The 12323-nt window shown below is 44.4% G+C and carries 7 protein-coding genes; all 7 read left to right on the top strand.

All coding sequences use genetic code 11. From position 1 onward, the window contains the following. Nucleotides 1–1701, top strand: coding sequence for a pyruvate dehydrogenase complex dihydrolipoamide acetyltransferase (locus ACLI09_RS11655; protein ID WP_411419800.1), 1701 nt, complete (start codon nucleotides 1–3; stop codon nucleotides 1699–1701). Nucleotides 1702–1780: 79 nt separating this feature from the next. Continuing rightward, nucleotides 1781–2392 carry an alpha-ketoglutarate-dependent dioxygenase AlkB family protein gene (locus ACLI09_RS11650; RefSeq protein WP_411419799.1) on the top strand — a complete coding sequence of 204 codons (612 nt, stop codon included), beginning with the start codon at nucleotides 1781–1783 and terminating at the stop codon, nucleotides 2390–2392. A 49-nt stretch (nucleotides 2393–2441) separates the two neighbouring features. Continuing rightward, nucleotides 2442–3395 carry a M28 family peptidase gene (locus tag ACLI09_RS11645; protein ID WP_411419798.1) on the top strand — a complete coding sequence of 318 codons (954 nt, stop codon included), beginning with the start codon at nucleotides 2442–2444 and terminating at the stop codon, nucleotides 3393–3395. Further along, entirely contained in the window at nucleotides 3395–4075 is a 681-nt protein-coding gene (locus ACLI09_RS11640; protein WP_411419797.1) for an SDR family NAD(P)-dependent oxidoreductase, read from the top strand. The genes ACLI09_RS11645 and ACLI09_RS11640 overlap by 1 nt, the downstream gene beginning before the upstream one ends. Before the next feature lie 9 nt (nucleotides 4076–4084). Further along, nucleotides 4085–4684, top strand: a complete 600-nt coding sequence (locus tag ACLI09_RS11635; RefSeq protein ID WP_411419796.1) for a SprT-like domain-containing protein — start codon at nucleotides 4085–4087, stop codon at nucleotides 4682–4684. Between the two features lie 116 nt (nucleotides 4685–4800). Next, the gene (locus tag ACLI09_RS11630) at nucleotides 4801–9072 is read left to right on the top strand and encodes a gliding motility-associated C-terminal domain-containing protein (RefSeq protein ID WP_411419795.1); all 4272 of its coding nucleotides are present in this window, start codon (nucleotides 4801–4803) and stop codon (nucleotides 9070–9072) included. A 15-nt stretch (nucleotides 9073–9087) separates the two neighbouring features. After that, a complete protein-coding gene (locus ACLI09_RS11625; protein ID WP_411419794.1) occupies nucleotides 9088–12315 on the top strand; it encodes a gliding motility-associated C-terminal domain-containing protein in 3228 nt (1075 codons plus the stop codon). Nucleotides 12316–12323 lie beyond the last annotated feature (8 nt).

Below are 12323 nucleotides of genomic sequence, written 5' to 3'. Positions count from 1 at the left end.
ATGGCAAAAATTATTACCATGCCGCGACTGAGCGATACCATGACTGAAGGTACCGTAGCAACGTGGCTGAAAAAAGTGGGTGACACTGTAAAAGAAGGAGATATACTTGCAGAAATTGAAACCGATAAAGCCACTATGGAGTTTGAGGCTTTTGATGCAGGTACATTATTATATATAGGCATACAGGAAGGCGACACTGCCCCTGTAGACAGCGTTCTGGCCATAATAGGTAAAGAAGGCGAAGATTATAAAGCGCTTCTTGACGGCAAAGGTGGCGATGCCCCGGCTGAAGAGAAAAAAGAAGAACCTAAGGCTGAAGCCAAAGAAGAATCTAAAGATACACCAAAAGAAGAGAAGAAAGAGGAGCCAAAAGCGGCTGCCCCAGCAGAACTTCCTAAAGGTGTAATTGTGGTTACCATGCCGCGCCTAAGCGATACCATGACTGATGGCACCGTGGCTACATGGCTTAAAAAAGTAGGAGACGAGGTTAAAGAAGGCGATATTCTTGCAGAGATTGAGACCGATAAAGCTACTATGGAGTTCGAATCTTTTAATGCCGGTACGTTACTCTACATAGGTGTACAGGAAGGTGAAACTGCCCCTGTAGACAGCACCCTGGCCATCATCGGCCCTGCGGGTACTGATGTTAGCGCATTTAAAGATGGCGCTCCTGCGGCTGCCCCTGCTGCCAAATCTGAAGATAAAGCGGAGGCTAAAACCGAAGATAAAAAAGAAGCTGCCCCTGCTGCAGCCGAATCAAAAGAAGAAACTACCGAAGAAGTAGCTACTGCCGATGGCGGACGCGTATTTATATCACCGCTTGCACGCAAAATAGCTAAAGATAAAGGTGTGGACCTTGCCAAAGTGAAAGGTTCCGGCGAAAATGGCCGCATCGTTAAAAAAGACGTAGAGAACTATACACCGGCTGCTGCTCCGGCTAAAGAGGCTGCACCTGCTGCTAAAGAAGGCGCTGCTCCTGCCGCTAAGCCTGCCGCCCCGGCATATGTTCCGTCTGGTGAGGTTGCTACCGAAGAGGTTAAAAACAACCAGATGCGTAAGGTTATTGCGCGCCGCCTTGCTGAATCTAAATTCACCGCGCCGGAATACAGCCTTACTATAGAGCTTGATATGGACAACGCTATAGCCAGCCGTAACGTTATCAACGCGGTGCCTGATACTAAAGTGTCGTTTAACGATATGGTAGTTAAGGCATGTGCCATGGCGCTTCGCAAGCACCCACAGGTTAATACCCAGTGGAAAGATGACGTTACCATCTACAATAAGCACATCAGCATAGGTGTTGCCGTTGCCGTTGAAGACGGCCTTCTTGTTCCGGTACTTAAATTTACCGACAACATGAGCCTTACACAAATAGGGGCTTCAGTGCGCGACCTTGCCGGTAAAGCTAAAAACAAAAAACTTGCCCCTGCCGAAATGGAAGGAAGCACGTTTACCGTTTCTAACTTAGGTATGTTTGGTATCAGCGAGTTTACCTCTATCATCAACCAGCCTAACTCTGCCATCCTTTCTGTAGGTGCTATCATCCAGCAGCCCGTAGTTAAAGGCGGACAGATAGTTGTGGGCAATGTTATGAAAGTAACCCTTACCTGCGACCACCGTACTATTGATGGCGCTACAGGTGCGCAGTTCCTGCAAACACTTAAACAGTTTATAGAAAATCCTGTAACCATGCTTGCATAAGTTATAGTGTTTATCGTATATTGAAAAACCCATCTTCGGATGGGTTTTTTGTTTTACCTTCCTGTCGTATCTTTATATTATGCTAGACCTGTTTAACCCCGAGCCTGATACCTCCCGCAACCTCCTTCCTTACGATGGCACGGTGAACTATTACGGGCATATTATGCTATTGGCGCAAGCCAATCACTACCGGGATGCACTGCTTAATACAATAGAGTGGCGCAACGATGAAGCGGTAATTTTTGGAAAGCTGATTATCACTAAACGTAAAGTGGCCTGGTATGGCGACCGCCCGTTTGAATATACCTACAGCAACACCACTAAGCACGCCCTACCCTGGACGCCCGAGCTTATCGAACTTAAAAGACTGGCTGAAGAAGTTACCCGCGAAACTTATAATTCCTGCCTTTTAAATTTATACCATGATGGCAATGAAGGCATGGCCTGGCACAGCGACGCCGAAAAAGACCTGAAGAAAAACGGTGCCATAGCCTCGTTGAGTTTTGGTGCCGAACGCAAGTTTGCCTTTAAGCATAAGGCAGATAAAAGTGTAGTTGATGTGTTTTTAGAACACGGCAGCCTGCTGGTTATGAAAGGCACTACACAAACCCATTGGCTGCACCGCCTACCGCCAACTAAGAAAGTTAGTACGCCAAGGGTTAACCTTACCTTCAGGACTATTGACGAATAGCGCGGGAATATCATTTAATTTCTTATTTTAGCCCTACAAACACATAACCATGAAAAAAATATTCTTCATTGCTTTATCTATCGGATGTATAGCAACATCATGCGCGCAAAAAAAAGCGAAAGCAACTGATTATAAAGTGGACCAGAAGTCTGTTGAGGCAACACTAAAATTTTTATCGTCAGATGAACTAAAAGGCCGGATGTCAGGCACGAAAGAACTGGAAACCGCAGGCAACTACCTCGAGGATATTTTTAAAAAGAACGGTGTAAAGCCATACTTCGCTACTTATAAAGACACACTTACTAATTACGATAAGGCAACTACTTATAACGTAATAGGTTACCTTGAAGGTGCAGATCCCGTTCTTAAAAAAGAGTTTGTAGTACTGGGCGCGCATTACGACCACATTGGCATTGATAAGGCCGCCACAACGCTGGACAGTATTTACAACGGTGCAAACGATGATGCCAGCGGTACCACTGCCGTTGCCGAAATGGTGAACTACTTTGGCAAGATGAAAAACAACAAACGCAGCATATTATTCTGCTTTTTCTCTGGGGAAGAAGAAGGTTTGTTAGGTTCACGTTCTTTGGCTGCCAAGCTAAAGAAACAGGATTTTAACCTTTATGCCATGCTGGAGTTTGAAATGGTAGGCGTACCCATGAAACGCGATATACTGGCCTACGTTACCGGCTGGGCTACCAGCAATATGGGCGATAAGATGAACGAATATGCCGGAAAAAAACTGGTTGGTTATCTTGATGTGGAGATGAAGTACCAGCTGTTCCGCCGCAGCGATAACTACAGTTTTTATAACGAATTTCATAAACCGTCGCAAACGGTATGTACATTCGATTTTGAAAATTTCGATTACTACCACCACGTTGATGATGAGTATGAAAATATGGACCTTGTCGCCATGACTAACTTTATACAACAAATGGTCCCGGTAATCAGTGGTATGGTAAACGCGCCCAAAGGCGACATTGTAATAAAAAAATAATGGGTAAAAATATAATTATTACCGGTACCAGCCGGGGTATAGGCCATGAGTTGGCATTGCAGTTTGCCAATGCGGGGCATAATGTACTGGCTGTTTCCCGCAAAATTCCGCAATCGCTTTTAGGTAATGAGAATATTACCTGCCTATCAGTAGACCTTGCCGATGAAAATGCGCTGGAAAGCGTGGGCGAATTTTTAAAAACGTCGTGGCAAAAGGCGGATGTGCTCATACATAATGCCGGTGCATTGCTGCTAAAACCCTTCAGCGAAATAACTGCAACCGAGTTTGAATACATCTATAAAGTAAACGTATTTGGCGTAGCTGCACTTAACAGGGTAGTGCTGCCTTATATGCCTGCGGGCAGCCATGTGGTAACCATAAGCAGCATGGGCGGCATACAGGGCAGTATGAAGTTTGCAGGCCTTAGCGCCTACAGCAGCAGTAAAGGGGCGGTTATTACCTTAAGTGAATTATTAGCTGAAGAATACAAAGACAAGGGCATAGCTTTTAACGTACTCGCCCTGGGCGCGGTGAATACCGAAATGCTTCAGGAGGCCTTTCCCGGTTACGAAGCGCCGCTATCGGCTAGTGAGATGTCTGATTACATTTATGATTTTACGCTTAATGGCAATAAGTATTTTAATGGCAAGGTGCTACAGGTGTCATCCTCTACGCCCTGATAATTAGAAATGGTAGAAGTTTTAGCTAAATACATCCCTGAGCATGCTGTAGAGCCGGTTTTTGAACTCATCAAAATCTACGGGGTACATCTCAAGATTGTAAACGAGCGTGTTACCCGGCATGGCGATTACCACCGCGATGCTTCCGGTTACCACCGTATTACCGTAAACGCTAACCTGAATAAATATCGCTTCCTCATTACGCTTGTACACGAAATAGCCCACCTGGCTGCTTTTGAAAAATTTGGGCGTAATATAAAACCCCATGGCGACGAATGGAAGCTTACGTTCCAGAAACTTATGGTGCCATTTATAAGGCCAGAGATTTTTCCGCCGCAGCTGCTACCATTATTGGCCCGTCACTTCCGTAATCCCAAAGCAAGTAGTGACACCGATGCTACACTTTCTATCGCGCTAAAACAATTTGACCAAAAGGCTTCCGACAAAAATTACATATACGAGCTCCCCTACGGAGCATCTTTCCGCATATATAACGGCAAAGTATTTAAAAAAGGGGCGCAACGTGTTAAACGGTTTGAATGCCTTGAAATAGGTACGGGCCGAATTTACCTCTTTAGCCCTAACGCCGAGGTTGAACTTTTGCCATAAATAATTAGCAGCAGGTAGGGTAAACTTATTTTCAACGGTTATGTTAAAATGACAATTTCCCCTTTTTAATAAGGCTAAACCCGTTATATTTATCCTAACCAATCAAAACTGCAGGAATGAAACCATTTTTACATGTAGCGCGCTTTACACTTGCCTCTCTTTTATTTTTTATATCGTTAGGTGCTCTTGCCCAATTACCTGATTTTACACTAACTGTAACCCCTACTCCGCAAACCTGCCTTGGCAACGGATCGTTGTCTTTTGCGGTATCCGGTACTGCGGCCGGTGCTGATATATCCTATGCGCTATACCTTCTGCCCAATACGAGTACCGCCATTACTAATACAAGTGCCACTACTGTAAACAGTCTTACAGCAGGCAGTTATATTGTTGTGGCTACACAGTCGTTAAATGGCGAAAGCAATACAGCTTCAGCAAATGCTACAATAAGCAATAATGTTGTGCCTCTGCAATATACGCTTGTACCCGGTAACGTTACCTGCAATAATAATGGTACTGTAACGGTAATTGTGAGCAGCGGTACCGCCGTTTCATATGAAATTACCGCAGGGCCTGTAATTAAGCCGCTACAAACCACCCCGGTATTTACCGGCCTTCCGGTGGGTTTATACCAGGTGAGGGTATATGACAATTGCGGTGAGGCAGTTGTGGTTTCGGTAACGCTTACGCAGGTTGCCGCACAGGTAAACATCGGGCAGGTTACGCTTTTGGGTGGTGCGCTGCCATCATGTAACAGCATAGAGGTTTCTAATTTATATAGCTCTCCATCTATTAACGGTATAATATATCCTATAACACTCACATATACCGTTTACCCTCCGGGTGGTGGTGCGCCTACTGTTGTAACCCAAACGGTAACTGGTGGCAATAATGAGATGCAGGGTATAGTTACCCTACCATTTTATTACGACCAGCAATATTATTATAACCTTACAATTACAGATGCCTGTGGCAACGTATTTACTAAGAATAACAATATAGTAAATACTGATCTTATCGTAAACATTGAGCCGGATTACCCTAACTGTGCGGATAAAACGTTTGTGGTAACCCCATCTAATTATGTGGCACCCTATACCCTTACATTTACCGGGTTTCCTCCGGGGTTTATACCATCAGATTTTACCACAGGCTTCCCTACTTTTACATCTCAAAACGTTCAGTTTGGCAGTCCCGGAAACCCAGTTCCGGATGGCACTTATACAGTGCAGGTACTGGATGCGTGCGGGCATACCGGGACAGCTACCATTGAAATAGCGATACCACCTGCAGAGCCGCAGGATACAACATCGGCAATTTGCGGCAGTACAACAGGCGATATTACCATCATTATACCTAACCGAATCATAACTTTTGTACAAATAACAGATGCCCCCGATGCATATACAGGTACAGTACCGGCAGACCTGTCTGCTTTTATTAATGAATTTGGAGCATTTGAATTTTTAGGAGTACCCTTAGGCGATTATGTTTTTTATATTGTTGATAATTGCGGCGATACATACACATATCCGGTAACGCTTCAGCCTTCGGCAGGAGAAGCTGGTATAACAGTAATATCAAGGGCTGGCTGCGATGAAGGTGAAGGTTCTGTAAGGGTGTTTTCGAGTTCAGGCTTATTATTTGATAGTATAGTAATTACTGATGCCCCAGATGAGTATACAGAAAGTTTACCTGATGATATTTCAGACAATATCAACCATACCGGTAATACTGCAGGACAGTTATACATGAATTCGCTTCCTGAAGGTGATTATACTATAAAATTTACAGATCAGTGCGGCTTTATGCAGGAACAAACAGTAACTGTAATAGGCTATCATGAAGAAAACGAAATAACGATTATCCCGCATTGCGGATCTTTTTATGTAGATTTGGCAAACTCAAGCACGGGCAGCTATTCGCAGTCGTTCTGGTTGCAAGAGTATGACCCCGTTACCGGTAACTGGGGTCATCCTGGCACTGGTGTACCTTATACAACAGGTTTGCCAACTGCTGTTAACTCCGTACTGTTAACTAATAATACTGTTAACATCGATAACGCTTACACCGGGCAGTTCAGGATTGTAAAGAATTTTTATGTGTACAGCAACGGTAGTAGTGCTAACTTCCGTTGTTTCCATGAAATTTATAATTTTACTTTTGATGGTGGGCCGCAAATAACAAACGCTGTAAGTTTTCCTTGTGGCGAAGGGCTTACTGAGGTCGCTATTGAAGTTACCGGTGTGCCGCCGTTTACCTACGCTATAACCAGTAAAAATGGTGATACAACCTTTACAGTAGACAACGAAGGCAGTAATTTATTCTCCGGGCTGGAGCCGGCTAACTATAATTTCCAGGTTACGGATGATTGCGGAAACGTACGTAACCGCGACTTTACGATAACTGAAGAGCCACCTATCCTAATAACAGCTACCGGTTTTTGCGAGGGTGAACTAAGTACGCTAAGCGCACCTGATTTTACCTTTTTGGGTTACCAGTGGTATGAACAGGGTAGCCCGGGTACTATATTAGGCACTACGGCAACACTTACCTTCCCCGCATTTAATTCTGCTAATGATGCGGGTACTTATGTACTTGAAATTACTGCTCAAAATCCGGAGTCGTGCCTTAACCAGACGCTTGAATATACAATAGCGCCAAATTACATACCTAACGCCGGTACTAACGGTGGGGCAACACTATGTAATGACGGCACCCCCTTAAATCTTGCGTCTTACTTAGGTACCACGTTTGATACAGGAGGCACATGGACGGATGATGATGCTTCAGGCGCATTAAGCGGAAGTACTTTTAGCCCGGCAGGAATTGCTGCCGGAACCTACCATTTTACTTATACTGTAACCGGTTTTTGTAGTCTTAGTGATACCGCGTTGATAACTATTACATTAAAAGATATACCTGCCCTGCCGGTAATAAATGCCGTTAGCGGTGTGTGTGTAGGTGCCGATATACAGCTTAGGACGCCTGCAATAACAGGTGCTACTTATGCCTGGACAGGCCCGGACAACTTTACATCATCAGTTCAAAACCCGTTACTCCCTAATGTAACCGTGGCTCAGGGTGGTGATTATTATCTAACCGTGACGGTTAATGGCTGTAGTTCGGCTACGGCTACTGTAAACATACCGGTAAGCACATTGCCTTATGCGGGTCTCGATGGTGCTGATACTATTTGTAACAGTGGCACTGCAATAAACCTAAGCTCTTACTTAGGTGCTGCGGGAAGCTTTACCGCTGGCGGCACCTGGACGGATAACGACGTATCAGGGGGGCTGACAGCCGGTACATTTAATACTTCCGGTATAGCTGCGGGAACCTATCATTTTAGCTATACTGTAGTTAACTTTTGTGGCGTGCCAGACAGTGCCACAATTACCATCACCCTTAATGATATTCCGGCGGCACCCGTTGTAGCTCCGGTTGCGCCCTTGTGTGAAGGTGCAGACATACAATTATCTGTAGCTTTGGTTACCGGTGGTACATACTCCTGGTCTGGGCCAAACGGATTTACATCTGCCGTGCAAAACCCGTTAATTGAGGAAGTGTCAACCTTGGCTTCAGGAGTATATTCTGTTACGGTAACGGTTAACGGCTGTACTTCCCCGGCGGGCAGTACTACCGTAAATGTGCAAAGTTATCCTCAGTTTGCCATAGTGGGCGATGACGTATTGTGCGACGGGCAAACCATAACCCTCACGGTAAACCCGGTAAACTTTACAACTGGCGTAACGTACCAATGGTTTCTTGACGGCGCACTGCAAGCTGCCGCCACAACAGGCACGGTACAAATAAACGAAACCGGTTTGTATGAAGTTACCATTTCTAACGGTACCTGTACAACTACCAAAGAACACCTTGTGTCGCCAAATACCAATGCCTTTGATGTATTGCTTGAGGCAGGCTGTGTTGACGAGCGTTATATAATAAGCATAACAAACCTTGATGAGATAACTGATGTAGCATCTATAAGCTGGACAGGGCCGGAAGGCTTTACTTCCGTTACCGAAGCAGCAGATATTACTGATGGGGCAGAGGGTACATACATCGCCACTGTAACCACCTTAAACGGATGCAGCGCTACAGAAGAAATTGATGTAGACAATACCCATTGTTTTATACCAAGGGGAATTTCTCCCGGCGATGGGGAGTACAATGAAAACTTCGATCTAAGTAACCTTGAGGTAAGGCACATTAAAATATTCAACAGGTACGGAATGGAAGTATATGAAAAGGATAATTATATTAATGAATGGTATGGCCAGTCTGATAAAGGCGACCTGCCTACCGGTACTTACTTTTATGTAATTACCCTCTCGGCAGGCAAGCAGGTAACCGGATGGGTATACCTGCTCAAGAAAGTGTAGAAAAATTAAAACGCTATGAATAAATTTTTTACATTCTTCCTGGTAAACTTACTGTTTACCGGGCTTTTTGCCTATGCCCAGCCACCGGCCTTTACTATAAGCGGCACCTCTGTGGCACAAACCTGTTTAGGTAATGGCTCTATCTCTTTAACAGTTATTGGTAACGACCCTGAGGCTGCTATGGAGTATGCCGTTTACCTGTTGCCCAATACCACTAACCCTGTAACCACGGTAACCGTACCTCAGGTTGCAGGGTTAGTTGCAGGTAGCTACCAGGTAATTGCAACGCAGCTATTAAATGGCGAGAGCAATACAGCAACCACCACCGTTGTAGTAGGCAGTAATGTGGTCCCGTTGCAATGTACCGCTACCGGTATATATTGTAATGGCAACGGTACTATTACGGTAAATGTAACCTCGGGCAGTGCGGCATCTTACCAGATATTATCGGGGCCGGTAACAATGCCGCTGCAACCTTCTAACACGTTTACGGGCCTGCCCATGGGCCAGTACCAGGTAAGGGTATTTGATAATTGTGGAGAAGGCATAGTTACAACTGTGCAAATGTCTGTCCCGCCTTCATCTTTGTGGTTGCTCGACCAGTCTTTTGGCGCAGGAGCATTACCATCGTGTAACAGTATTTTGGTATATAATTATTATGGTAGTAATAATGTCATGCTGTTTCCTGTAACTTTTGAATACACGGTTTATCCTCCCGGGGGTGGCACACCTGCTGTTGTTAACGCAACGCAGGCACAATATAACGATGCCCAGACCGTTACGGTACAAATTCCCTATTATGGTACCCAGCAATATACGTATAACCTTAAGCTTACAGATGCCTGCGGTAACAATATAACAAAATTGTATACGGTAAATCAGCCACCTGCTGTATCGCTTACCGCTATTCCGCAGGTATGCGGAACATTTACTTTAGATGTTGGGCTAAACCATTACATCGGGCCATATACCGTTACATTTCTTTCTGCTCCGCCGGGCTTTAACCCTTTGCAGTATAACAGCCAGCACCCCGTATTTAGCGATCCTGCAATTACATATGGTACTGAGGCTAACACAGTTCCTTCAGGCAGTTATACTGTGCAAATTACCGATGCATGCGGCAGGACTTTTACTAAATCTATAGATATTCTTGATAACCCTGTTGCCGCATATTTAGCTGTTTTTGATGGAAAAACGGGCTGCGATGGTTCTATTTTAATAAAGTTACCACTGGGCAGGATTATTGTTTCCGGCGAAATTACAGCAGGGCCTCCCGGTTTTACTCCCATACCGATGGATGTGTCAGCATATATTAATCAGGATGAACTTACTATTGGCAATTTGCCACTTGGCACTTATACGGTTGTTTTAACAGACCAGTGCGGCACGGTTTATACTGTTAACGCTACCATTACTGCTCCGCCTGTATTACCCCTTATGGTGTATTCTAAGCCGGGATGCGGTACCGATGAAGGCACTTTTTCTGCAGGTATTTACTATTATAGTTTGCAACAGGCCTTTATAACGCAGGCACCTGCTGCGTTTAATGAGGTTTTGCCTTTTGATACATCAATGTATATTAGCCCAACTGGGTGGCTAACAATGGGCAGCATTCCTGCGGGCACATACCATCTTACTACTACAGACTATTGTGGTAATGTGCGCGATGCTGATTTTGTTATACAGGGTTACGAGATATATAACAATGCTGTAGAAATAATTCGAAATTGCGGATCTTTTGATGTAGACATTCAGTTTAGTGCCAATAATACCAATGGTGAAGGGCTTTGGCTTGAGGTTTATAATGAAGAAACGAGCAATTGGGAAAACCCTGCTACAGGCTTTCCGGTGTCGTACGCAGGGGGTCTGGCGTTACAAAATAACCAGGTAAATTACAATTTTCCTTATCAGGGACAATTCAGGATAAGGCACACTTTTGGGGTGGATGCATTTGGTAATTCCGAAGAATTTTATACGTCGTGTAGTGAAGAAATATATACTTTTTCCTATTATGATGCGCCAAAGATTGTTGAAGCCTATGCGTTTCCCTGCACAAACGGCTTTTCTGAAGTGGTGGTATATGCCGAGGGAAAGGCGCCATTGCTCTACCAGATTACCGAAAAAAATGGCATACCTTTTTTAATGAACGGCCAGGGTAACGTTTTTAGCGCACTTGAAGATGCTACCTATACTTTTACCGTTACCGATGCCTGTAATAATATTGTAAACAGGATATATGATATTACCGATCTTAAAGCCCTCGAAATTATACCGCAAGGATTTTGCCCCGGCGAAGCCAGCAGCCTTTCGGTACGCGAGTTTTCTTTTTTAACCTACCAATGGTGGAGGGCTGGCAGCCCAAACCAGATATTAAGCACATCGCCCGAGCTTTTGTTTCCGGCCTTTAACCCGCAAACTCAGGGTGGGACTTATTATTTAAAGATAGTATCTACCACGCCGGGTTCATGTATAGATACTATTTTAGAATATGAGGTGTTGCCCATCGCGCTGCCTAATTCGGGTAGCGATATGTTTCTGACTTTTTGTAACCAGGGACAGGAAATTGACCTTGCAGATTTTTTAGATGCCGGTACTGATACAGATGGCGCCTGGCAAGATACACTTGCCACAGGGGCCTTAAACGGTTCTGTAGTGTCATTTAACGGCCTTGATGCCGGGCAGTATCAATTTTCTTATATTACATCGGGCTGCAATAGTACCGATGAAGCAATGGTGAACCTTGAAATAGTAGGCATCAATTCTTTTCCGGTTGAAGTTTTTGGAAATTGTGTAGATGGAAATTATACTATTGTAATAACCAACATAGCCGAAATAGATGCCAATACAATAGAATGGACAGGCCCCGGTGGTTATAATTATACGGGCGAAACGGCAAATATAGATAGCAAGGAAGCCGGTGTTTATACTGTTACCGTAACAAATACATCGGGCTGTGTAAGTACGGCATCTATACCTGTAGATAATACCAACTGTTTTATACCAAGGGGCGTGTCGCCGGATGATGATGGCAATAACGACAGCTTCGATCTAAGTAACCTTGAGGTAAGACACATTAAAATATTCAACAGGTACGGAATGGAAGTATATGAAAAGGATAACTACATTAACGAATGGCACGGCCAGTCTGATAAAGGTGACCTGCCTACCGGAACCTATTTTTATATAATTACCTTAGCCGACAAACAAGTAACCGGGTGGGTATATTTGCAGAAGAAAGTGTAAATGACAGT

The organism is Flavobacterium sp. RHBU_24 (assembly GCF_046613695.1).
Classification (GTDB): domain Bacteria; phylum Bacteroidota; class Bacteroidia; order Flavobacteriales; family Flavobacteriaceae; genus Flavobacterium.
This window is presented reverse-complemented; position numbering and strand designations above follow the sequence as displayed.